Source organism: Aquibium microcysteis (assembly GCF_014495845.1).
Taxonomy (GTDB): Bacteria; Pseudomonadota; Alphaproteobacteria; order Rhizobiales; family Rhizobiaceae; genus Aquibium; species Aquibium microcysteis.
On record NZ_CP061080.1, the window covers coordinates 439,634 to 460,410 of the forward strand.

The 20,777-nt window shown below is 69.5% G+C and carries 22 protein-coding genes; 10 read left to right on the forward strand and 12 right to left on the reverse strand.

Going from position 1 to position 20,777, the window contains the following annotated elements:
* Positions 1-104: 104 nt before the first annotated feature.
* A complete protein-coding gene (locus IAI54_RS02075; RefSeq protein ID WP_187970781.1) occupies positions 105-869 on the forward strand; it encodes a 4Fe-4S dicluster domain-containing protein in 765 nt (254 codons plus the stop codon).
* A 66-nt stretch (positions 870-935) separates the two neighbouring features.
* The gene (locus IAI54_RS02080; protein WP_187970782.1) at positions 936-1,856 is read left to right on the forward strand and encodes a dimethyl sulfoxide reductase anchor subunit family protein; all 921 of its coding nucleotides are present in this window, start codon (positions 936-938) and stop codon (positions 1,854-1,856) included.
* Here IAI54_RS02080 and IAI54_RS02085 read toward each other — a convergent pair.
* The 5 genes from IAI54_RS02085 to IAI54_RS02105 form a co-directional block, all read right to left on the reverse strand.
* Positions 1,853-2,842, reverse strand: coding sequence for a lipid A biosynthesis lauroyl acyltransferase (locus IAI54_RS02085; RefSeq protein WP_187970783.1), 990 nt, complete (start codon positions 2,840-2,842; stop codon positions 1,853-1,855). The two genes, IAI54_RS02080 and IAI54_RS02085, sit on opposite strands and share 4 nt — an antisense overlap.
* A complete protein-coding gene (locus IAI54_RS02090; RefSeq protein WP_187972978.1) occupies positions 2,842-3,873 on the reverse strand; it encodes a zinc-binding dehydrogenase in 1,032 nt (343 codons plus the stop codon). Before IAI54_RS02090 ends, IAI54_RS02085 begins: the two co-directional genes overlap by 1 nt.
* Before the next feature lie 34 nt (positions 3,874-3,907).
* The gene (locus IAI54_RS02095; RefSeq protein ID WP_187970784.1) at positions 3,908-5,179 is read right to left on the reverse strand and encodes a beta-ketoacyl-ACP synthase; all 1,272 of its coding nucleotides are present in this window, start codon (positions 5,177-5,179) and stop codon (positions 3,908-3,910) included.
* Positions 5,180-5,210: 31 nt separating this feature from the next.
* Complete coding sequence (locus IAI54_RS02100) at positions 5,211-6,389, reverse strand: beta-ketoacyl-ACP synthase (RefSeq protein WP_187970785.1); 1,179 nt, start codon at positions 6,387-6,389, stop codon at positions 5,211-5,213.
* A 99-nt stretch (positions 6,390-6,488) separates the two neighbouring features.
* Positions 6,489-6,719, reverse strand: coding sequence for an acyl carrier protein (locus tag IAI54_RS02105; RefSeq protein WP_235679360.1), 231 nt, complete (start codon positions 6,717-6,719; stop codon positions 6,489-6,491).
* A 269-nt stretch (positions 6,720-6,988) separates the two neighbouring features.
* On the opposite strand from IAI54_RS02105, the gene IAI54_RS02110 reads away from it, so the two are divergent.
* Both IAI54_RS02110 and IAI54_RS02115 read left to right on the forward strand, forming a co-directional pair.
* Positions 6,989-7,885: a PfkB family carbohydrate kinase gene (locus IAI54_RS02110; protein WP_187970787.1), complete on the forward strand. Its 897-nt coding sequence runs from the start codon at positions 6,989-6,991 to the stop codon at positions 7,883-7,885.
* The gene (locus IAI54_RS02115) at positions 7,882-8,931 is read left to right on the forward strand and encodes a tagatose 1,6-diphosphate aldolase (protein WP_187970788.1); all 1,050 of its coding nucleotides are present in this window, start codon (positions 7,882-7,884) and stop codon (positions 8,929-8,931) included. Before IAI54_RS02110 ends, IAI54_RS02115 begins: the two co-directional genes overlap by 4 nt.
* Before the next feature lie 61 nt (positions 8,932-8,992).
* Here the strand turns inward: IAI54_RS02115 and IAI54_RS02120 are convergent, their stop codons facing one another.
* Positions 8,993-9,547, reverse strand: coding sequence for a histidine phosphatase family protein (locus tag IAI54_RS02120; RefSeq protein WP_187970789.1), 555 nt, complete (start codon positions 9,545-9,547; stop codon positions 8,993-8,995).
* 90 nt (positions 9,548-9,637) lie between these two features.
* Positions 9,638-10,195, reverse strand: a complete 558-nt coding sequence (locus tag IAI54_RS02125; RefSeq protein WP_187970790.1) for a histidine phosphatase family protein — start codon at positions 10,193-10,195, stop codon at positions 9,638-9,640.
* Between the two features lie 46 nt (positions 10,196-10,241).
* Here IAI54_RS02125 and IAI54_RS02130 point away from each other — a divergent pair, with 46 nt between their 5' ends.
* Complete coding sequence (locus IAI54_RS02130; protein ID WP_187970791.1) at positions 10,242-11,654, forward strand: L-fucose/L-arabinose isomerase family protein; 1,413 nt, start codon at positions 10,242-10,244, stop codon at positions 11,652-11,654.
* Positions 11,602-12,750, forward strand: coding sequence for a Gfo/Idh/MocA family protein (locus IAI54_RS02135; RefSeq protein WP_338021487.1), 1,149 nt, complete (start codon positions 11,602-11,604; stop codon positions 12,748-12,750). The genes IAI54_RS02130 and IAI54_RS02135 overlap by 53 nt, the downstream gene beginning before the upstream one ends.
* A 135-nt stretch (positions 12,751-12,885) precedes the next feature.
* On the opposite strand, the gene bchJ is transcribed toward IAI54_RS02135, so the two are convergent.
* Together bchJ and bchE are read right to left on the reverse strand one after the other, a co-directional pair.
* A complete protein-coding gene (gene bchJ / locus IAI54_RS02140) occupies positions 12,886-13,446 on the reverse strand; it encodes a bacteriochlorophyll 4-vinyl reductase (protein ID WP_187970792.1) in 561 nt (186 codons plus the stop codon).
* 40 nt (positions 13,447-13,486) lie between these two features.
* Positions 13,487-15,112, reverse strand: coding sequence for a magnesium-protoporphyrin IX monomethyl ester anaerobic oxidative cyclase (gene bchE, locus IAI54_RS02145; protein WP_187970793.1), 1,626 nt, complete (start codon positions 15,110-15,112; stop codon positions 13,487-13,489).
* 388 nt (positions 15,113-15,500) lie between these two features.
* Here bchE and ppk2 point away from each other — a divergent pair, with 388 nt between their 5' ends.
* Together ppk2 and IAI54_RS02155 are read left to right on the forward strand one after the other, a co-directional pair.
* The gene (ppk2, locus tag IAI54_RS02150; protein ID WP_235679226.1) at positions 15,501-16,604 is read left to right on the forward strand and encodes a polyphosphate kinase 2; all 1,104 of its coding nucleotides are present in this window, start codon (positions 15,501-15,503) and stop codon (positions 16,602-16,604) included.
* Positions 16,605-16,675: 71 nt separating this feature from the next.
* On the forward strand, positions 16,676-17,623 hold the full coding sequence (locus tag IAI54_RS02155; RefSeq protein WP_187970794.1) for an AEC family transporter: 948 nt from the start codon (positions 16,676-16,678) through the stop codon (positions 17,621-17,623).
* A 19-nt stretch (positions 17,624-17,642) separates the two neighbouring features.
* On the opposite strand, the gene IAI54_RS02160 is transcribed toward IAI54_RS02155, so the two are convergent.
* On the reverse strand, positions 17,643-18,365 hold the full coding sequence (locus IAI54_RS02160) for a GntR family transcriptional regulator (protein ID WP_187970795.1): 723 nt from the start codon (positions 18,363-18,365) through the stop codon (positions 17,643-17,645).
* Between the two features lie 156 nt (positions 18,366-18,521).
* On the opposite strand from IAI54_RS02160, the gene IAI54_RS02165 reads away from it, so the two are divergent.
* A complete protein-coding gene (locus IAI54_RS02165) occupies positions 18,522-18,809 on the forward strand; it encodes a UxaA family hydrolase (RefSeq protein ID WP_187970796.1) in 288 nt (95 codons plus the stop codon).
* A gap of 72 nt (positions 18,810-18,881) precedes the next feature.
* On the forward strand, positions 18,882-20,063 hold the full coding sequence (locus IAI54_RS02170; RefSeq protein ID WP_187970797.1) for a UxaA family hydrolase: 1,182 nt from the start codon (positions 18,882-18,884) through the stop codon (positions 20,061-20,063).
* 3 nt (positions 20,064-20,066) lie between these two features.
* Here IAI54_RS02170 and IAI54_RS02175 read toward each other — a convergent pair whose 3' ends face one another.
* Positions 20,067-20,420 carry a HepT-like ribonuclease domain-containing protein gene (locus tag IAI54_RS02175; protein ID WP_187970798.1) on the reverse strand — a complete coding sequence of 118 codons (354 nt, stop codon included), beginning with the start codon at positions 20,418-20,420 and terminating at the stop codon, positions 20,067-20,069.
* Positions 20,420-20,719: a nucleotidyltransferase family protein gene (locus IAI54_RS02180; RefSeq protein WP_187970799.1), complete on the reverse strand. Its 300-nt coding sequence runs from the start codon at positions 20,717-20,719 to the stop codon at positions 20,420-20,422. The genes IAI54_RS02175 and IAI54_RS02180 overlap by 1 nt, the downstream gene beginning before the upstream one ends.
* Positions 20,720-20,777: the final 58 nt, after the last annotated feature.

Here is a 20,777-nt window from a genome sequence, read left to right on the forward strand (position 1 = left end):
GTGAGACGTCGGCGCTCCCCCTCCCCCTGGAGGGGAGGGGCTATCCCGCCCGCTGCGCTTGAAGAGAGTATCCCCCGCTCCGAATCCCAGCCGGCCACCCCCGCATGACCTCCCTCCCGACCCACCCCACCCCCAAGAAGCTCGGCCTCGTCATCGATCTCGACGTCTGCATCGGCTGCCATGCCTGCGTGGTGAACTGCAAGGAGTGGAACACCGGCGGCTACGGCGCGGCGCTGTCCGACCAGCAGCCCTGGGGCGCCGACGTCTCCGGCGCCTGGCTGAACCGCATCCACACCTTCGAGGTGGTGCCGGAGGGCGGCGAGGTCGTGGGCGAGGCGGGCGATGCACGCATCGTCCACTTCCCCAAGAGCTGCCTGCACTGCGAGGATGCGCCCTGCGTCACCGTCTGCCCCACCGGCGCCTCCTACAAGCGCGCCGCCGACGGCATCGTGCTCGTCGACGAGGACAAGTGCATCGGCTGCGGGCTGTGCGCCTGGGCCTGCCCCTACGGCGCGCGCGAGATGGACGTGGCGGCCGGCGTGATGAAGAAGTGCACGCTCTGCATCGATCGCATCTACAACGAGACCTTCGAGGAGGTCGACCGCGTGCCCGCCTGCGTGCGCACCTGCCCGGCCAATGCGCGCCATTTCGGCGATTTCGCCGATCCGGCCTCGAACGTCTCGCGGCTGACGGCGGCGCGCGGCGGCATCGACCTGATGCCGGAGCAGGGCACGCGGCCGGTCAACAAGTACCTTCCGCCGCGCCCGCGCCAGCCGCTCGCGGGGATGGCCTCCGTGCCGCTCGCCGAAAACACGGCGGCCGCGAAGGGCTTCTTCGCCTGGCTCGACGGCATGCTGGACAGGATCTGACGTGACCCGCCCCGCCATGCCGCAGTTCCGCGCCACACCGTTCGGCCGGCACGCCGGAGACGCCTGATGCATCCGGCACCCTCGATCATCCTCTTCACGGTCTGCTCTGGCCTCGGCTATGGCCTCGCGGTCATGCTGGGCCTTGGCCTGCTCCAGCCCGGGGCGCTCGCCACCAAGCTCGCGCACGTCCTTTCGCTCGCGCTGATCGGCGGCGGCCTGCTGTCGTCGACGCTCCACCTCGGCAATCCGCAGCGCGCCTGGCGCGCCTTCTCGCAATGGCGCTCGAGCTGGCTGTCGCGCGAGGGCGTCATGGCGGTGGCGACCTTCGTGCCGCTGACGCTCTCGGCTGCGCTGGCGCTGTTCGCCGACCGCTTCGTGCTGCCGCTCGGCCTCGTCGGCGCCGCGATGGCGGTCGCCACGGTCTACTGCACGGCCATGATCTACGCCTCGCTGCGCACCGTCGACGCCTGGGCCACGCCGCTCACGTCGGCCTGCTACGTCGCCTTCTCGCTCGCCGGAGGGGCGTTGCTGGCGACGCTCCTTTCCGCGCTCGGCGGCGGCGAAGCGCGCGGCCCCGGGCTCGCCGCCCTTGTCTTGCTGGCGGTCGCCTGGGGCACGAAGCGCGCCTGGAGACGGCGCATGACCGGCCTCGTCCCAGCCTCGACGCCTGAGACGGCCACCGGCCTCGGCGCCATCGGCGCCGTGCGGCTGCTCGAGCGTCCGCACATGACGGAGAACTACCTGACCCGGGAGATGGGCTTCAGGGTCGCGCGCAAGCACGCCGCCAAGCTCTGGCGCATCGCCGTCGGGCTCGGCGCCCTGCTCCCGGCCGGAGCACTCGTCCTGCTTCTTGCGGTGCCTCAGGGAATGCTGGCGACCGCCGCCGCGGCGCTCGCCAGCCTCGGCTTCGTCCTTGCCCTGCTCGTGGAGCGCTGGCTCTTCTTCGCGCAGGCGCGGCACGCCGTGATGAACTATTACGGCGGCTAGCGCTCGGTGTCCCGCGGCTTCGGGCGCCGGAAGCGCTGCCGCAGCCGCATTTCCCAACGGCGGTGGAACCACATCCACTGGCCGGGATCCTCGCGGATCCAGCCCTCCACCACGTCGTTGAGCAGCTGCGCGGTGGCGTTCACGTCGATCGTACCCTTTTCCGTGCGCGGCAGGTCGAGCTTCTCGTGCAGTTCGAGCCGGAACCGGTTGCCGGGCAACCGCACGCAGCGGGCGGGGTGGACGGGGCAGTCGTACTGGCGCGCGAGCTTGGCCAGCAGCGGGTTGGTCTGGCACGGGCGCCCGAAGAAGGTCGTCGCGATGCCGCCGGAGAACTTCTGGTCGACCAGCAGGCCGATGTTGCCGCCCCTGTCGAGGATGCGGGCCAGCGTGAAGGCGGAACCGCGGCCCGAGGCCACCAGGTCTCCCATGCTCTCGCTGCGCGTCTCCATCAGCTGTGCGGCGAGGAACGGATTGTTCGGGGCCCGGAACAGCGCGCTGATCTCGAGGTCGTAGGCTGCCGCGACCGTCGGCAGGATTTCGAAATTGCCGAGATGCCCGGTGAAGAAGATGTGCGGTCCCTTCTCCTCGCGCAGCCGCACGAACAGCTCTTCGCCGACGATCTCGATGTTGGCGGGGAGCCCCGTCGCCGGATCGGCCTGCGTCAGTTGCGCCATGTAGACGTATTCGCCGACCAGCCGGGCCATGTTGCCCCACATGTCGAGCGCGATGGCCAGGATCTCCGCCTCGTCCTTCTCCGGATAGGCGGCGCGCAGGTTGGCGAGGGCGGCGCGGTGGCGGCCCATCAGCGGGCCGATCCGCCGCGCGGTGCGGTCGAGGAAATTGAGCGAGGCCGCCGCCGGCAGCAGGCGCAGGATCCGCAGCACCGTCAGCGCCAGCTGGGCCACGATCCAGTAGTTGACGTGGCGCGTGATCTTCAGCGCGCGGGCGACGAGGGGTCTGATCCTGCTCGCGGCCCGCGACGGCATCAGGACGAGACGCGCAGCACGATCTTGCCGAAGACCGCGCGACCTTCCATCCGCTCCAGCGCCGTGCCGATCCCGTCGAAACCGATCTCGGTGTCGATCACCGGATGAACGATGCCGCGGGCCATCTTCTGCATGGCGTCGGCCATGTTCTCCATGCGGCAGCCGAAGGAGCCGAGGATCTTCAGCTGCTGCTGGAACAGCTGCATCAGATTCATCGACGTCGACACGCCGGAGGTCGAGCCGCAGGTGACCAGCCGGCCGCCGCGCTTCAGGCACAGCATCGAGCCCGCCCAGGTGTCGGCGCCGACATGCTCGAAGACGACGTCGACGCCCTTCTTCTTCGTCAGCTTGCGCACCACGCCCTCGAAGCGGTCCGACCGGTAGTTGATGACGTGGTCGGCGCCGAGCGCCTTCGCCTTGTCGATCTTGTCGTCGGAACCGACGGTCGTGATCACCGTGCAGCCCATGCGCCTGGCGAGCTGGATGGCCGCCGTGCCGATGCCGGAGCCGCCGGCATGGACGAGGATGGTCTCGCCGGGCTCGAGCTTGGCATTGTCGAACAGCATGTGCTCCACCGTGCCGAAGGTCACGGGGGCGAGCGCGGCGCCGACGTCGTCGACGCCCGTAGGGGCGGGCACCAGCAGCCGTGCGGGAAGGTTCATCTTCTCCTGCGCGAAGCCGTCGAGATGGAAGCCGTGCACGCCGGCGACGTTCTCGCAGAGATTGTCGCGCCCGGCGCGGCAGTGGCGGCAGAGACCGCAGGTCCGCGCGCCGTAGATCGAGACGAGCTGTCCCGGCAGCAGTCCGGAAACGCCCGGGCCCACGGTCTCGACCACGCCCGAGGCCTCGGCACCGACGGTCAGCGGCATCTTGCGCTTGGCGAAGGCCATGCCGCGCCAGCCCCAGACGTCGATGTGGTTCAGCGCGACGACCCGGATCGCGACCGTCACCTCGCCGAGACCCGGCGGCGGCGGCGGCGCCAGGTCGACGGTTTCGAGGCGGCGTTCGTCGACGAGTTGCAGTGCGCGCATGGACAAGGCGGACCCCGTTGGAAGGCTGGTCCGCTTAGACCGGTTCGCGGGTCATGACAAGGCAGGCGTTCTGGCCGCCGAAACCGAACGAGTTCGACAAGACGCTCGCCACCGGCCGCTCCCGCCGGACGTTCGGCACCACGTCGAGATCGATCGCCGGATCGGGATTGTCGTGGTTGATCGTCGGCGGGATGACCCCTTCCTGCATCGTCATCAGCGAGATCGCCGCCTCGATCGCACCCGCCGCCGACAGCGTGTGGCCGATCATCGACTTGTTCGACGACACCGGAATCGAGCGGATGCGCTCGCCGAAGACGGTCGACAGCGACAGGTGCTCCATCTTGTCGTTCTCGGGCGTCGAGGTGCCGTGCGCGTTGACGTAGTCGATCGCGTCCTCGCCCATGCCGGCATCGGCGAGTGCGGCACGCACGGCGGCGATCGCTGGCGAGCCGTCGGGCTTGGAGCGGGTGCGGTGGAAATCGTCCGCCTTCTCGCCGCAGCCGGCCATCACGCCGAGGATGCGGGCGCCGCGCGCCGTCGCCGCCGCCAGCGATTCCAGCACGAGTGCGGCCGACCCTTCCGCCAGCACGAAGCCGTCCCGATCCTTCGAGAAAGGCTTGGACGCCTTGTGCGGCGGGTCGTTCTGCGTCGACAGCGCCGACAGCAGCGCGAAGCGGATCAGCGCCTCGGCCGTGGCCGAGCCGTCGGCGCCGATCGCCAGCGCGCGGTCGCATTCGCCGCGCCGGATCGCCTCGACGCCGAGCTGGATCGCGGTCGCGCCGGACGCGCAGGCCGTCGACAGCGTGATCGGCAGGCCACGCGTGCCGAAGCCGTCGGCCAGACGCTCCGCCACCGCGCCGAACTGCGTGTCTTCCTCATAATTCTCGCCCGGCACCCCGTGCGCGGCCGCAAGCAGCCGCTCGTAGCCCTGCTGCCCGGCCCCGCCGCGCGCGTAGAGCTCGAAGCGCTGGTTCCAGCCGAGTTCCACGGGCGGCGCGGCGAGAAACAGCGGCCCGCCGAAATCGCCGCCGATGCCGGCCTGGCCGGTCGCCTCGCGGCCGGCGAGTTCGGCCATCTCGTGCGTCAGCGCGCTGGCGCTGCGGCCGCTCGAGGCGAGGAAATCGACCGTTCCGGCGATACGGGTGTTGAGGTGGTCGGTCGGGAAGCGGGTGATCGGGTGGATCCCGGACTTCCCCGCCGTCAGCGCGGCCCAGTTCTCCGCCTTGCCGACGCCGAGCGAGGTGACGATGCCGATGCCGGTAACGACGACGATCGGCCGTCCGAAGCTGTCCGTCATGCTGCGCATGGCACTCTCCCTGTCGGTTCCGTCAACCGGCTCAAGCGGCCGAGACGACGGCCGCGCCCTCGTAGCGGCGCGAGCCCACGCTCGTCGCCAGCACGCGATCCTGCACCGGCGCCGGCGCCGCGAACGCCGCGTCGAAGGGCGAAAGCGTCGCGCCGTGCCGCACCGCGATCGCCGCCAGGGCCACGGCGAAGGGAAACTGCGCTTCCTTCATGTGCCCCGTCAGCGTGGAAAAGCCCCGCACCGCGTGCAGCCCGCGGCCGTCGAGCGCCGCCTTCTCCGCCGCCGTCGCGGCATGCGCGCCGGAGGCGGCCGAGATCACCGGCAGCCCGTCGCCGCCGACGGTGTCGATCATCGCTCCGATCGCCGCCGCGAGGTCCTCGCTGCCGCGCCGGGCGCGGCCGGACGCCACCGTGCCGATCGCGGCATAGCCTGCGCGGCTGCGGCCCGCGGCGTGTTCGCGCGATTCGATCACCAGGAAGGCGGCGCCGGAGCCGGGTACGATGCCGCCGCCCCGCATCCCCTGGCGTTCCCACACCGGCGCCCAGGCGTCGCGGTGCAGCGCGCCGCCGACCTCGAAGCCGAGCAGATGGTCGGGATGTTCGGTGTTGAAGGCGGCCCCCACGAGCACGTGGCTCGACTGTCCCGCATGGATGCGCGCCACCGCCGTCCCGATCGCCGAGACGCCCGCGCCTTCCTCGCCCATGAAGGTGCGCGAGGAGCCCGTCACCTTGTGGACGATCGAGATGTTGCCGGCGAGCAGGTTGGAGAGCTGCGCCAGGAACAGCGTCGGCCGCAGTTCGGTGGTCAGCTTCTCGTTGATCAGCACGCCCCGGTCGTTGCGCGTCAGCGAGGCTTCCAGGATGGCGCCGTCCACCGCCGCGTCGCGCTCGCCGCCGCCGGCCGCCACGATCATGTCCATCGTCGCCGACAGCGTCTCGTCGCCCTTCAGTCCGGCATCGTCGAGTGCCAGGCCTGCCGCATAGGTGCCCAGCCGCTGCCAGGCCTCCATCTGGCGCAGGTCGCCGCGCTTGGCGATCTGGCTGCCCCAGTCGATCTCGGGCAGCGGATGGACGGTGTAGGGTGCGAAGCGCCCGGCATCGAGCACCGGCCGGGGCTGCGGCGCGGTGAGGGCGGACAGATGTGCCGCGGGTCCCTCGCCGAGCGAAGAGACGATCCCGATGCCGGTGATGATTGCGTCGTGCTGGTTCATGCGCGGATCATGTGACGTCGCGGCTCGCATGCGTCAAGCCCGCCGGGTCCGGGCCGCGCGTCGCCCGCAGGACCCGTGCTCGCCGGTCGGGCCAGCGCGTCAGGCCGACTTGGCGGCCACCAGCGCGTCGATCTTGGCGCAGAGGTTCTTCATCACGAAGTACTCTTCGGTCGACGCCTTGCCGTCGTTGACCTCCTGCGTCCACTTTTCGAGCGGGATCTTGATGCCGAATTCCTTGTCGATCGCGAAGACGATGTCGAGGAAATCGAGGCTGTCGATGCCGAGGTCGTCGATGGTGTGGCTTTCGGGGGTGATGGTGTCGCGGTCCATCTCGCTCGTGTCGGCGATGATGTCGGCCACCTTATCGAATGTCGTGGACACGGTTGGGATACCTCGAGAGTCTTGGGGGGAGGGACTGTCGCGCGTCTCTAATCCGTTTTCGCGCGAAGTCAAAGACCCAATCGATTCGCATCTCCGCGAAGCCGTCCCGTCGCCGATATGCCTCGGCGACGGTCTCGCGTCAGTCTTGTAACTTATATAAGACTCGGTATCCTGACCTCTCCCGCATCGAAGCGGGCCAGGATCCTCCGGCTGGCGACATGACCACCATCCTCACCGTCGGGGTCGCCGTCATCGACATCGTCATGTCGATCGACGCGCTTCCCCGCAAAGCAGAGAAGTACCGTGCCCGCGACGCCGCCATCGTCGGCGGCGGCTGCGCGGCCAATGCGGCGGCGGCGGTCGCGCGGCTCGGCGGCCGTGCCCTGCTCGCCGCGCGCTGCGGGCAGGATCCGGTCGGCGACATGATCGTCGCCGGCCTCGAGGCCGAAGGCGTCGACTGCAGCCTCGTGCGCCGCATTCCCGGCGGCCGCTCGTCCTTCTCCTCGATCTATGTCGACGCCGCCGGCGAGCGGCAGATCGTCAATTTCCGCGACGGGGCGCTGAGCTTGGACGGCGCCTGGCTCGAAGGCCGCATCCCCGACGGGGTCGACGCGATCCTGGCCGATACCCGCTGGCCGCAGGGCGCCGCCGTCGCCATGGCCGCGGCGCGCGACCGCGGCATCCCCGGCATCCTCGACGCCGAGGCCCCGGTGCGCGAGGCCGCGGACGCGCTGCGGCTGGCCTCGCACGCCGCCTTCTCGGCGCAGGGCCTGCGCGACCTGACCGGGATCGCGGATCTCGACGCGGCGCTGAAGGCCGCGCGCGACGAGACCGGCGCCTTCGTCTGCGTCACCGACGGCGCCGCGGGCGTCACCTTCTTCGAGGACGACGGCCTCGCCCGCGAGCCGGCCTTCGCGGTCGACGTGGTCGACACGCTCGGCGCCGGCGACGTCTGGCACGGCGCCTTCGCGCTCGCGCTCGGCGAAGGGCAGGGCGCCCGCGCCGCCATCCGCTTCGCCGGCGCGGTCGCCGCGCTCAAATGCACCCGCTTCGGCGGCCGAACCGGCACGCCGGACCGCGCCGAGGCCGAAGCCTTCCTGAGGATGAGGACATGATCGACCTTTCGCCCGGCAAGCTCTGGGGCATGCGCCGCATGGCCGATGCCGCCGGCCGCTTCAAGATGACGGCGGTCGACCAGCGTCCGCCGATCAAGAATCCGATCGCCCGCCACTACGGGCTCGCGGACGCGCCCTGGGAGGACGTCGCCGGCTTCAAGACGCTGCTGATCGAGACGCTGCAGGAGGAATCCTCCGCCATGCTGCTCGACCCGCATTATGCCATCCCGCGCGGCATCGGCCGGCTGTCGGCCCAGAAGGGCCTGATCGTCACGCTCGAGGATTCCATCTTCGTCGAGACGCCCGAGGGGCGCCTGTCGTCGGAGATCGACGACTGGTCGGTGGAAAAGATCAAGCGCATGGGCGCCGATGCGGTCAAGGTGCTCGCCTGGTACCGCCCGGATGCCGGCGATGCGGTGAATCGCCATCAGAAGGACTTCGTCCGGCGCATCGGCGAGGCCTGCCACCGCTTTGACATTCCTTTTCTTTTCGAACTCCTCGTCTATCCGCTGGCAAAGGACGCGCACCAGACGAGCGACTATGTCGAGATGAAGGGCAAGAAGGCCGACGACGTGCTCGCCTCCGTCGAGGAGTTCGCCAGGCCCGATTATGGCGTCGACGTCTTCAAGCTGGAGAGCCCCGTCAATGCCGGCGACGCGCCGGGCGTCGGCGGCGAGGGCTGGGAGGAGGTCCAGGCCGTCTTCGACGAACTCGGACGGCTCGCCGGACGGCCCTGGGTGATGCTGTCGGCCGGCGCCGGCAAGGCCGATTTCCGTGCCCTCCTCACCCATGCCTACAGGGCCGGCGCGTCGGGCTATCTCGCCGGCCGCGCCATCTGGCTGGAGGCCTTCGGCCACTTCCCGGACTGGCCGGCGATGCGCACCGGGCTCGAAGGCGGTGCCGTCGGCTACATGCGCGACCTCAACGCGCTCACCGACGCCGAAGCGCTCCCCTGGTACCGCCATCCGGCCTACGGCCCGGAAGGCGCGGTCTTCCGGCCGGCCGACGCCTCCTTCCGGCACGTCTATGGCGGGATGGAGGTCTAGACCGATGCCGTGCGGACCGCTGAAGGGCAGGGGGCAGGGGCGCGCCGGAAGGCGTGCGGCTTCAGTTGAAGATGATCCGCGCCTGGACCGACAGCATGGCGTCGCCCGGCCTCACGATCAGCGCCTCGCCCTCGCGGGCCGCGCGTCCGGTCAGCGCCTGTATGGTCGCCAGGTCCGTTACCAGCACGATGTTGTCGGAGCCGCGGTAGCTGCGCACGAGGTCGAGCACCGCCTGACGCGCCTCCGCGCCGTATTCGGCGTCGCCCACGGGCGGGTCGAGCGGCGGGAACGCCTCGATCGGAATGCGCTGGAAGGCGAGTTCCGCCGTCGACAGGGCGCGGCAGAGCCGGCTCGAATAGACCTTCTCGACGGGCGCGGCGCGCGCTGCCAGCAGCGCCCCCAACTTGCGCGCCTGCAGCTTGCCGCGGTCGGAGAGATTGCGCTGCGTGGCGCAGTCCTCGATGTCGAAGGCCTCGGCGTCGGTGGTGCCGAGCGTGTAGGCGTGCCGCAGCAGGATGACATGCCCGCCTTCGCGCAGCAGCGCCCAGCCGGCCTCGGTGGCCTGCGCCGGCAGCGCGAACAGCAGCAGAGCTGCAGCAAGGATGGTACGGATCATGAATCCTCCGGTTGGAACGTCTGGATACAGGCAAAGTGCAGCCGAAGCAAAGCGCCGGTATCCGCGGTCCTGGTCGCGCCTGCTGCCTGGCTAGTCGAAGCGGATGCGGCCGACGACGGCGACGCCGTCCCCGTCCGGCTCCACCACGACCGCCTCGCCCTGACCGGGCACGATGCCGGTCAGGGCGGTGATGTTGACCTGGTGCGTCACCATCACCTGAACGCCGTCGCCATCGAAACCCGCGATCCGCGCCTTCGCCGCCGCGGTCTGCGCAGGCTCCGACGTGCGGTCGCCGAAGAAGGAATCGATCGGCGGATACGGTTCCACCCGGTCGGCGCCGAAGGCGAGCCGCGCCGTCTCCAGCGACCGGCACCAGCGGCTGGACAGCACCGCGTCCACCTCGACGCCCCATTCCGCGAAGCGTTCGCCGATGCGCCGCGCCTGGGCGCGCCCTTCCTCCGAGAGGTTGCGCTGGGTGGCGCAGTCGGCGAGGTCGAAGCCGGCCGGGTCGCCGGTCCCCGGTGCCGTTGCATGCCTGATCAGCACGGTGCGTCCGCCTTCCGAGAGCAGCAGCCGGTCGGCCTCGTCGGCCCGCGCCGGGGTCGTCGCGAGCAGACCCATCGCCAGGAAAACCAACAGAAATCGCATCGTCGTCGCCTCCGCGTCCCGATGCAGAGCCATCTAGGGGACCGCCATGCCGGGTGAAGGAACCGCGACCATCGGGCGCGTCGGGCTCTTGCCGCTCGGGCGGCCGACCTTCGACGTGCCCTTCGCCGGGGAGAACCTCGCCGCCATGCTGGCCGCCCTCGACCGCGCCGGCATCGAGACCGTCGGGCCGCGGTCACTGCTGTTCGATGCCGACGCCACCCGCGCGGCGATTGCGGCCCTGAAAGGCGAGACCATCGACCGGCTGCTCGTGCTGCAGGTCACCTTCACCGATGCCGGGATGGTGGCGGAGGTGGCGAATGCCTTCGCAAAGCCGCTGGCGCTCTGGTCGATCCCCGAGCCGCGCGCCGGCGGGCGGCTGCGGCTCAACTCCTTCTGCGGATTGAATCTCGCGGCCCACGCGCTGGGGCTCGCCGACCGCGCCTTCGGCTATCTCCATGCCGCGCCCGACGCCTCCGGCATCGGCGCCGCGCTGACCGACCTGCTGTCGGGCGCAAGGCAGGCCGTCCCGGTCGGCACGCGCGCAGCGACCGGCGACGATCCGGCAGGTGTCGCCGCCGCGCAGGCCATCCGCGGCGCCCGCATCGCCCGCATCGGCCGGCATCCGGACGGTTTCCCCACCTGCGCCTACGACAAGCATGCCATCGCAGCACTTGCCGGCGCGACCGTCGACGAACTCGACCTGTCCGACCTGTTTGCCCGCGCCGGCGCCATCTCTTCCGAGGCGCTCGCGGAGACCCGTGCGGCGGCCAGCGTCGACCTCGTCGGCCTCGATGCCGTTGACCAGCAGCAACTCGACCGGTCGCTGCGCCTGAAACCCGCCATCGATGCGCTGCGGGCCGAGGGCCGCTACGACGCCTTCGCCATCCGCTGCTGGCCCGAGACCTTCACCGAATATGGCGGCGCGGTCTGCGGACCCGTCTCGATGATGGGCGAGGCGCGGGTGCCCTGTGCCTGCGAGGCCGACGTCTACGGCGCGCTGTCGACGCTGCTCCTCCAGACGATCGCCGACGCGCCGGCCTTCCTGACCGACCTCGTCGACCTCGATGCCGAGGACGACACCGGCGTCGTCTGGCATTGCGGCCAGGCGCCGGTCTCGATGGCCGACCCCGATGCCGTGGCACGCGCGACCATCCACACCAACCGCAAGATGCCGCTGCTCTACGAATTCCCGCTGAAGCCCGGCCGCGTCACGTTCTTCCGCATCAGCCAGGCGCGCGGCCGCCCCGTCGCCGTCATCGGCGGCGGCGAGGTGCTGAAGCGGCCGATGGCCTTCACCGGAACCTCCGGCGTCGTCCGCTTCGACACGCCGGCAAGACACCTGCTCGACCGCATCATGGGCGCGGCGCTCGAGCATCACATGGCGCTCGCCTATGGAGACCACCGGAATGCTCTCGACGCCGCTGCCCGATCGCTCGGCCTTCCCGTCCTCGATCTCTGACGCGCGGCCGATGACCATCCGCTACGGCATCATCGGCTCGGGCATGATGGGGCGCGAGCACATGCGCAACATCGCCCTGCTCGACGGCACCGAGATCACCGCCGTCTCCGACCCCCATCCCGAAAGCCGCCAGCTCGCCGCCGGTCCCTATGGCGAACGCTGTCGCGCCTTCGCCGATCACCGCGACCTCATCTCGTCCGGCCTCTGCGACGCGATCGTCATCGCCAGCCCCAACGACACCCACGCCGCCATCCTGCGCGACGTGCTCTCCACCGACCTGCCGATCCTGGTCGAGAAGCCGCTCTGCGCCACGGTCGACGACTGCCGCGCCATCCTGAAAAGCGCCGAGGGCAGGGCAGCCCCCGTCTGGGTGGCGATGGAATATCGCTACATGCCGCCGGTGGAGCGCCTGCGCGCCGAACTCGCCGCCGGCACGGCCGGCCGCCTGCGCATGATCGCCATCCGCGAGCACCGCTTCCCCTTCCTTGCCAAGGTCGGCGACTGGAACCGGTTTTCCGCCCGCACCGGCGGCACGCTGGTCGAGAAATGCTGCCACTTCTTCGACCTGATGCGGCTGCTCGCGCAGTCCGAGGCCGTCCGCGTCTACGCCTCGGGCGCCATGGACGTGAACTTCCTCGACGAGCGCTATGATGGTCGCGCGCCCGATATCCTCGACAACGCCTTCGTCGTCGTCGACTTCGCCAACGGCGTCCGCGCCATGCTCGATCTGTGCATGTTCGCCGAAGGCTCCTGGTGGCAGGAACAGGTTGCCGTCACCGGCGACGCCGCCCGCATCGAGGCCTTCGTCCCCGGCCCCGCCCGCTTCTCCCCCGACGGACGCGAGCGGATGTCGGAGGTCGTCATCTCGCCGCGCGCCACCAAGCAGCCCGTGCGCGAGGAGATCCACGTCGACGAGACCATCCTCGCCGCCGGCGACCACCACGGCTCCACCTTCTTCCAGCACCGGAAATTCCTCGACCTCGTCCGCCGCGGCGGCACGCCCGAGGTGACGCTCGACGACGGCCTGAAATCCGTCCTCATCGGCGCCGCCGCCGAAGAGAGCGCACGGACGGGCAGGGCGGTGGATCTGCGGTAGAAATGCGGGACGTGCGGGAGGTACGGGGACAGTTTACTTAATTCGACCTGAAGACGTCTCGGGAAACGTTCAGGATTCGGCCCGAATTAAGTAAACTGTCCCCGGATTTCTCACCGCATTTCCCGCCCGCATGTCTCACCGCCGCCGCCGCTCCAGCCGCATCGCGAAGCGGCAGACGCCGCCCGACCCCGCCTGCGCCCCGCACTGCACCTCGCGGCAGCGGCAGCGGTCGTCGACCAGCGCGCGATACAGCCCCTCGAACACGGCCGCATGCCAGACGCAGACGGGATGCGCCGACGTCTCGCCCTGCACGAAGGAATTGCCTGCGATCTCGAAGGTCCAGGGATCGACCGCCCGGAACCGGCCTGAGCCCGCGAAGGTCCAGGCGTGCCGCGCGATGGCGGCCGACAACAGCCGCGCGGCAGCTCCGGCCGGCAGCAGCCGCAGCAGCCCCCGTGCCGATGCCGGGATGCGGTTGGCGAGGATGTAGTCCGCGGTCCGCGCGCCGGCCTCTGCCAGCAGCGCGGGCCAGAGCACGGGCTCGGTCGCGCGGACGGCGCGGTGCAGCCGCACCGCCTCGCCTTCAGGGATCATCGTCGTGCCGTCGGGCGGACCGGCGAGCCCGGCCGCCATCAGCAGCGGGCGGACGCGCGCCGCGCCCAGCCGCTCCTCCACCACCGGCAACAGCTGCAGCACCGCGTTCGGGCCGATCCGCCCGCCCGCCGCCCGCACATCCTCAGGCGCCCTCCATCTGCTGCGTGCCGCCGCCGCAGGCACGCACCTCCGACCGCTCCTTCATCTGCGCGCGCACCGCTTCCCGCCGCTCCGCGGCGCGGGCGGCGCGGTCGGCCGAGGCTTCCCAGTCATCCATCTGCGCCTCGGCGAGGGTCCGCGTCTCGTCGAAGCCGAAATCGACGCTCGTCTTCGTCTGCGGTCCCCAGTAGCCGGCCTTGCCGAGGTCGTAGAAGGTCCGCTGCACGCCCGCCTTCAGGAAGGCCTTCAGGCAGCCGAGCAGGTAGCGCCGGCGGAACCCGCTGCCGCGCCAGGGATAGTGGAACAGCGCCTTGCGCATGTAGAAGCGCCGGTAGTTCTTCATCACGCCGTCGAGCAGTTCGCCGCGTTCCATCGCCGCCGGCTTCATGATCGGCGTGACGAAATTGTACTTCGAGAAGTCGAAGATCTCGACCTGGTCGCGGATCTCACGGAACAGCGGCGTGAACGGCCAGGGCGTGTACATCGACCAGTTGGCGAGGTCGGGCTGCCAGTCCCAGGCCATGCGGAAGGTCTCCTCCAGCGTCTCCGGCGTCTCGTTGTCGAGCCCGACGATGAACTGCGCCTCCACCAGGATGTCGGCCTCGCGCAGGAGCCGGATCGCCGTCTTGTTCTCCTCGACCTTGGTTTCCTTGTTGAAGCGGTCGAGCTTCAGCTGTGCGGCGGCCTCGGTGCCGAGGCTGACATGCACGAGCCCCGCCCTGCGATAGAAGGAGAGCAGGTCGCGATCGCGGAAAATGTCGGTGACGCGCGTGTTGATGCCCCACTTGACCCTCTCGGTCAGGCCGCGCGCGATCAGCTCCTCGCAGAAGGCGACGAACTTCTTGCGGTTGATGGTCGGCTCCTCGTCGGCCAGGATGAAGAAGCCGACGCCGTGGTTGTCGACGAGGTCCTCGATCTCGTCGACGACGTCCTTCGGGTCGCGCACGCGGTAGTCGCGCCAGAACTTCCACTGCGAGCAGAACGAACAGGTGAAGGGGCAGCCGCGCGCGAGGTTGGGGATCGCCACCCGCGTGCCGAGCGGGATGTAGATGTATCTCGACCAGTCGAGCACCGACCAGTCCGGCTTGATCGTCGCCATGTCCTTGACGGTGCCGGCCGCGGCCGTCGCCACGATCTTGTCGCCGTCGCGGAAGGCGATCCCCCGGATCGCGTGCCGGTCGGCCGGCCAGCGCCCGTCGCGCACCGCCTCCATCAGCGCCGTGCAGATCTCCTCGCCCTCGCCGCGCACGATCACGTCCACCCAGGGTGCCTCGGTCAGCACCTGATTGTACATGAAGGTGGCATGGACGCCGCCCAGCATCCGCAGCGCATCCGGCACGACGGTGGAGGCGATCCGCAGCACCTCCTCGGCGCGGTAGATCGACGGCGTGATGGCGGTCACCCCCACCACGTCCGGCGCGATCTGCGCCATCCGCCGCGCCAGATCCTCGTCGGATACGTCCTCGGTCATGGCGTCGATGAAATGAATGTCGTCGAAGCCCGCGCGCCGCAGATGCCCCGACAGATAAGCCACCCAGGCGGGCGGCCAGGTGCCGGCGATCTCGGCCCCGCCGGAATGATAGTTCGGATGAACGAAAAGGATCCTCACCGCCGTCGCCCTCCCTGGACTGTCAATAAAGATTGACACATAGAAGGACAATACCAATTGACACAGATCAAGCCCCGAGAGGCTCTTCGCCAGACCCGCTGCCGCCCGCCATCACTCGTTCCAGCGTCTCACCCGGGTGACTGGGCGCTACGCACCCGACAGTCGTGAGCGGGCGGGGCGTAGGTCGCGTATCGGGAGGGGACGCGTCGCGCTGCCCCTGTGCCCGCAAATCCGTTGCCGGCGAAGGAATTCTTGATCCACGTCAACGAGCGTCCGCCTGCCGCTGCTAGGCTGGTGGACGGCCAACGGGATCGGACGGTGCGGGGCTCGCCGGGCAGCGGTCCTTCCGTGCGATCGGGCAGGCCGGGATGAGCGAGGGGAAGGCCGCATGATGCAGAAGACGTTCCAGGACGCCGGCGGCGAGGCCGAGCCTGCGCTGTCGGCCGCCGCCGAGGCCGGGCTCGCCGACGAGCAGACGCGGGCCGCGCATGGCGCGGCGGCGGCGGCGGCGCAGAGCCTCGCGGCCGATGCCGACCTCGACGCCGAGCTGCGCGGCGGCATCGGCGCCATCATCGACGGGGCTGCGCCCGACGACGCCGCCCTGCTCAGCGAGGCCTTCGGCCTGCCGAAGCCGAAGGGCAAGCCGCGCCGCACCAGCGACGAACTGTCGGACGACTGGCGCGACGGCCGCTATCCCTACCGCTTCAAGATGCTGCGCCGCGACTACGAGCGCGAGAAGTTCGTGCTGCAGACCGAGCTCCTGAAGCTGCAGTCCTGGGTCAAGGAGGCGCGCCAGCGCCTCGTCATCCTGTTCGAGGGGCGCGACGCCGCCGGCAAGGGCGGTGCCATCAAGCGCTTCATGGAGCATCTCAACCCGCGCGGCGCCCGCGTGGTGGCGCTGGAGAAGCCGAGCGACGTGGAGCGCGGCCAGTGGTACTTCCAGCGCTATGTCGAGCACCTGCCGACCACGGGCGAGATCGTGCTCTTCGACCGCAGCTGGTACAATCGGGCCGGCGTCGAGCGCGTCATGGGCTTCTGCAGCGAGGAGGAATACCGCGAGTTCCTCCGCCAGGTGCCCGACTTCGAGCGCAACCTGGTGCGCAGCGGCACCCATCTGATCAAGTTCTGGTTCTCGGTCAGCCGGCAGGAGCAGGCGCGCCGGTTCAGGGAGCGCAAGGTCCATCCGCTGAAGCAGTGGAAGCTGTCGCCGATCGACATGGCCTCGCTCGATAAGTGGGACGACTACACCCAGGCCAAGGAGGCGATGTTCTTCCACACCGACACCGCCGACTCGCCCTGGACGGTGATCAAGTCCGACGACAAGATGCGGGCGCGGCTGAACGCGATGCGCTGCGTGCTGCACGCGCTGCCCTATTCCGGCAAGGACCCGGCGCGCATCGGCCGGGTCGACGACCTGCTCGTCGGCCGCGCCAGCGTGGTGCACGAACGCGGCGAGTACGACGCGGCCGGCGGCTGGAGGACGGGCGAATAGGGCGCCGGGGCCGAGAAGGCCCGTTCCGGCAGGCCTTTCGGAAGCCTCCGCTTTCCCCTATCACCCGGCGCATGTCTCCCCAGGTCGAAGCCGCGCTGTTCATCTTCGGTCTCGTCGCCATCGGCTATCTGGCCGGGCTGACGGGCTATCTGCGCGCCGAGACGGGCGAGGCACTGGGCGAGTTCGCGGTCGGCGTGGCGCTGCCGCTGCTGCTCTTCCGAACCATGCTGTCGGCCGATTTCCACGGCGCCGCACCCTGGGCGCTGTGGGCGGCCTACTTCTCCTCGGTCGCCATAGCCTGGACCCTCGGCCATCTGATGACGACGCGGCTGTTCGGCCGCGACGCGCGGGCGGGCGTCGTCGGCGGCGTCTCGGGCTCCTTCTCCAACACGGTCCTGCTCGGCATCCCGCTGGTGCTCGGGGTCTACGGCCAGGCCGGCTTCGAGGTGCTGGCGCTGATCGTCTCTGTGCATCTCGGCGCCATGATGGCCGCCACCATCGTGGTCTTCGCGGTACTGGAGGGCGGCGACAGGGGCTTCCGCCCGCTCGACCTCGCCCGCACCTTCGTCGGCAAGCTCGCCGTCAACCCGCTGATCGTCGGCATCGTCGCCGGCCTCGCCTGGCGCATGACCGGCGTGCCGCTGCCCTCGCTCGCCGCGCGCTTCGTCGACGGGCTGGGCAACATCGCCGGCCCGCTGGCGCTGTTTTCCATGGGGCTCGGGCTCCGGCGCTACGGCATCTCGGGAAATCTGCGGCCGGGCCTGACGCTGGCCTTCCTGAAGCTGATGGTCATGCCGGCGATCATGCTCGGCATGGCGACGCTGTTCGGACTGCCGCCGCTGGTCGCCTCGGTCGCCGTGCTGACGGCCGCACTTCCGGCGGGCGTCAACTGCTATCTGATCGCGGTCCAGTTCGGCACCGGCCAGGCGCTCGCCTCCAACACGATCACGCTCGCCACCGGCCTCGGCGTCGCCACCACCTCCTTCTGGATCATGGTCCTGCACGCCGTCTACGGGTGAGGACGGCGCGGGCCGCCCGTCAGCCGAGCTCGGACGAATAGTGCACGGCCTGCGTCAGGCAGCGCGAGACGCGCAGCTCGACCGGCTTGTTCTCGAGGTCGAGGGCGATGCGGGTGACGGCGAGCAGCGGCGTGCCGGGCGCGCAGCCGAGTGCGGCCGCATCGGTCTCCGTGGCGGCGATCGCCTTCAGTCTCTCGCTCGCCCGGCCGATGGTGATGCCCCAGCGTTCGGAATAGAGGCCGTAGACGTTGTTGGGGATCGCTTCGAGGTCGCCGAAACCGGGCACGCGCGCGTCGGGCAGGGTCAGCGTCTCGACGAGCAGCGGCGCGCCGTCGAGCGTGCGCACCCGCTCGACGCGCCAGACGCGATCGCCGGCGGAAAGGCCGAGCGAGTCGACCTCCGCCGCCGTCGCCGCAGCCGGCCGCCGGTCGAGGATGGCGGAATCGGGAAAGCGCGGCTTGCCGTCGTCCGGCACCAGCCGGAAGAACTGGAACAGGATGCGGCTCTCCTCCGGCCGCGCCACGAAGGTGCCGCGCCCCTGACGCCGGATCAGGAGGTTCTCGGCCGTCATCGCGTCGAGCGCCTTGCGGATCGTCCCCTGGCTGACGCCGATCTCGCGCGCCAGCTCGATCTCCGACGGAATGTGCTGGCCCGGCTGCCACTCGCCGTCGATGAGCCGGCGCACGAGCTGGTCGCGCACCTGCACGTAGAGGGGCCGATAGGCGAAGGCGGTCTGGTCCATCACGACGTCCGGTGTCGAAAACCCGAAGGCAAGCGTCTCCTGATAGCACCCGCCGGATTGACTCTGCCAGCATTTCCTATCTTATATCTTATATAAGACTGCCGGCGTCGAACGGCGCCAACTGACTGCGCCGCCGGGCGCGAAGAGGATACGCGCATGGGCATTCCGCATCTCCTGGTTCACGAGCACGACGACAATGTCGGCGTCGTCGTGGTGGAGGGCCTCGAGGCCGGCACGACGATGCTGGCCGTGGTCACCGCCGACAATTCGTCGTTCGAGATCGAGGCGAAGGCCGACATCCCGATCGGCCACAAGGTGGCGCTGAAGGATCTCGCGGCCGGCGACACGGCCATAAAGTACGGCGAGGACATCGGCCGCTTCGTCGCCGCCGTCGCGCGCGGCGAGCATGTCCACGTCCACAATCTCAAGACCAAGCGCTGGTAGCGGCGGAGCGCCGCGCGCGGCCTCGCCCGCGCCCGACGCTCGGTCACATTCGTTTCAGGGAAGGGCGGTCTGATGGCCTCGAAGTATTCCAACATGACGATCCGCGCCTATCGCCGCGAGAACGGCCGCGTCGGCGTGCGCAACCATGTCGTCATCCTGCCGGTCGACGACATCTCCAACGCCGCCTGCGAGGCAGTGGCCAACAACATCAAGGGCACGATGGCCCTGCCGCACGCCTATGGCCGGCTGCAGTTCGGTGCCGACCTCGACCTGCACTTCCGCACCATGATCGGCACCGGCGCCAATCCCAACGTGGCGGCCGTGGTGGTCATCGGCATCGAGCCGGGCTGGACCAAGCGCATCGTCGACGGCATCGCCGCCACCGGCAAGCCGGTCGCCGGCTTCTCGATCGAGCAGAACGGCGACCTCAGGACCATCATGGACGCCAGCCGCGCGGCCAAGGACTTCGTCCACTATGCGACCGAACTCCAGCGCGAGGAATGCTCGATCTCCGAGCTCTGGGTCTCGACCAAATGCGGCGAGAGCGACACCACGACCGGCCTCGGCTCCTGCCCGACGGTCGGCAACATGTACGACAAGCTGCTGCCGGAGGGCATCTACGGCTGCTTCGGCGAGACGTCCGAGATCACCGGCGCCGAGCACATCGCCAAGGCCCGCGCGATCAACCCGGAGGTGGGCGAGCGCTGGTACGCGATGTGGAAGGGCTACCAGGAGGACGTGATCGAGCAGTTCAAGACCGACGACCTTTCGGAGAGCCAGCCGACGCGCGGCAACATCGAGGGCGGGCTGACGACCATCGAGGAGAAGGCGCTGGGCAATCTGGAGAAGATCGGCCGCACCTCGCGCTACATCGACATCCTGGAGCCTGCCGAGACGCCGAAATCGGGCAGGGGCCTCTATTTCATGGACAGCTCGTCGGCCGCGGCCGAATGCGTGACGCTGATGGCGGCCGGCGGCTTCGTCATCCACACCTTCCCGACGGGGCAGGGCAACGTGGTCGGCAACCCGATCGTGCCGGTCATCAAGATCACCGCCAACCCGCGCACGGTGCGCACCATGGGCGAGCATGTCGACGTCGACGTCTCGGGAATCCTGCGCCGCGAGATGACCATCGACGAGGCCGGCGACGCGCTGATCGACATGATCGTGCGCACCGCCAACGGCCGCAGCACGGCGGCCGAGGCGCTGGGGCATCGGGAATTCGTGATGACGAAGCTCTACCGGAGCGCGTGAGGGTCAGGTGCGTTGAATGCCGGACTTTGCGAGCATCTGGAGCATCGTGTGGCGGAGCGCTGGCAGTTCCAGCTCATAGATATTCCAGAGGACATCGGTCCGGATCGCGAAGTACCCGTGCCTGATGCGATTTCCGATGCCGGCAATCTCGCCCCATTCGATCATGGGAGAAGCCCGTTTGTAGGTCTCTGGAATGTTGCCCGACGCCTCGCTGATAATCATCACGAAATGACTGACCGCACCCTGACGCATACGGTCATTTTCGAACGCGGATCGGTTGACGCCGGAAAGTGTGCTGTTGATGTCGTCGATGGCGTCGATGATATCCTCCAGCCAGTCGGTGTCGAGGCGCTTCATCAGAACACCGTCAGGAGATCGTCGGAAATCCTCTGCTTGAAGCGGGGCTTCATCTGGGCCGACTCGTCGATCAATCGCGTCTCAATTCCGAGTTCGTCGGACAAATCCGGTCCGATCCCGAAGAAGTCGAAGCCTGATGCGTTCGGCGGCGGATCATACTCCACCAGCAGGTCCAGGTCGCTGTCCTCGCGGTTGTCGCCGCGGGCGCGCGAGCCGAACATCTGCAGGCGCGTGATGCCGCGGGCTCGGAGCGCCGGCTCCATCTCCTTCAGCCGGGCGATGATCTCGTCGCGGGTCATGGCGGGTGGCCGTGGTTCGTCTCGGGACCCTTCGAATATAGTGCATTTCCAGCCGTTA

Excerpts from the sequence above, each read along its gene's own strand:
- IAI54_RS02170 (WP_187970797.1), top strand. The coding sequence starts at position 18,882 with ATGGCCTCGAAGTATTCCAACATGACGATCCGCGCCTATCGCCGCGAG.
- IAI54_RS02120 (WP_187970789.1), bottom strand. The coding sequence starts at position 9,547 with ATGATCCGTACCATCCTTGCTGCAGCTCTGCTGCTGTTCGCGCTGCCG.
- IAI54_RS02075 (WP_187970781.1), top strand. The coding sequence starts at position 105 with ATGACCTCCCTCCCGACCCACCCCACCCCCAAGAAGCTCGGCCTCGTC.
- IAI54_RS02095 (WP_187970784.1), bottom strand. The coding sequence starts at position 5,179 with ATGCGCAGCATGACGGACAGCTTCGGACGGCCGATCGTCGTCGTTACC.
- IAI54_RS02085 (WP_187970783.1), bottom strand. The coding sequence starts at position 2,842 with ATGCCGTCGCGGGCCGCGAGCAGGATCAGACCCCTCGTCGCCCGCGCG.
- IAI54_RS02160 (WP_187970795.1), bottom strand. The coding sequence starts at position 18,365 with ATGGACCAGACCGCCTTCGCCTATCGGCCCCTCTACGTGCAGGTGCGC.
- IAI54_RS02125 (WP_187970790.1), bottom strand. The coding sequence starts at position 10,195 with ATGCGATTTCTGTTGGTTTTCCTGGCGATGGGTCTGCTCGCGACGACC.
- IAI54_RS02175 (WP_187970798.1), bottom strand. The coding sequence starts at position 20,420 with ATGAAGCGCCTCGACACCGACTGGCTGGAGGATATCATCGACGCCATC.
- IAI54_RS02180 (WP_187970799.1), bottom strand. The coding sequence starts at position 20,719 with ATGACCCGCGACGAGATCATCGCCCGGCTGAAGGAGATGGAGCCGGCG.
- IAI54_RS02130 (WP_187970791.1), top strand. The coding sequence starts at position 10,242 with ATGCCGGGTGAAGGAACCGCGACCATCGGGCGCGTCGGGCTCTTGCCG.
- ppk2 (WP_235679226.1), top strand. The coding sequence starts at position 15,501 with ATGATGCAGAAGACGTTCCAGGACGCCGGCGGCGAGGCCGAGCCTGCG.
- IAI54_RS02110 (WP_187970787.1), top strand. The coding sequence starts at position 6,989 with ATGACCACCATCCTCACCGTCGGGGTCGCCGTCATCGACATCGTCATG.
- IAI54_RS02080 (WP_187970782.1), top strand. The coding sequence starts at position 936 with ATGCATCCGGCACCCTCGATCATCCTCTTCACGGTCTGCTCTGGCCTC.
- IAI54_RS02100 (WP_187970785.1), bottom strand. The coding sequence starts at position 6,389 with ATGAACCAGCACGACGCAATCATCACCGGCATCGGGATCGTCTCTTCG.
- IAI54_RS02105 (WP_235679360.1), bottom strand. The coding sequence starts at position 6,719 with ATGGACCGCGACACCATCACCCCCGAAAGCCACACCATCGACGACCTC.
- IAI54_RS02135 (WP_338021487.1), top strand. The coding sequence starts at position 11,602 with ATGCTCTCGACGCCGCTGCCCGATCGCTCGGCCTTCCCGTCCTCGATC.
- IAI54_RS02155 (WP_187970794.1), top strand. The coding sequence starts at position 16,676 with ATGTCTCCCCAGGTCGAAGCCGCGCTGTTCATCTTCGGTCTCGTCGCC.
- IAI54_RS02165 (WP_187970796.1), top strand. The coding sequence starts at position 18,522 with ATGGGCATTCCGCATCTCCTGGTTCACGAGCACGACGACAATGTCGGC.
- IAI54_RS02090 (WP_187972978.1), bottom strand. The coding sequence starts at position 3,873 with ATGCGCGCACTGCAACTCGTCGACGAACGCCGCCTCGAAACCGTCGAC.
- IAI54_RS02115 (WP_187970788.1), top strand. The coding sequence starts at position 7,882 with ATGATCGACCTTTCGCCCGGCAAGCTCTGGGGCATGCGCCGCATGGCC.